Genomic DNA, 272 nt, shown 5'->3' with positions numbered 1-272 from the left:
TTATTTACTATTCTTGGTTTCGGTTGTACGAGTCTCGCTTTAATGGTTTTCTTTTTTCATATCATAGCGTTAATTGCGAATGGGTTTGAGTATTTCTGGGTGATGGCCTCAATCTATGTGACGTTCTTTAGTTTGGGTTTATTCATTTTAAAACACCGCGCTATATTAGCGCACCGAGATAATTTTTACTTTAATCGCCATACTGGCCTTGTAAAAACTCCGCATACCTTATTTAGAAAACCGTTTTACTTACCTTACGAAGACATTGTTTG

Annotated in this window: 1 pseudogene; it reads left to right on the top strand. The window is 36.0% G+C overall.

The features are described 5' to 3' along the window. Nucleotides 1–272: pseudogene (locus tag C2M33_RS21330) on the top strand (hypothetical protein); the annotation flags it as partial.

Origin of the sequence: Pseudoalteromonas sp. T1lg122 (assembly GCF_002964825.1) — a bacterium.
Classification (GTDB): Bacteria; Pseudomonadota; Gammaproteobacteria; order Enterobacterales; family Alteromonadaceae; genus Pseudoalteromonas; species Pseudoalteromonas gelatinilytica.
This window is presented reverse-complemented; position numbering and strand designations above follow the sequence as displayed.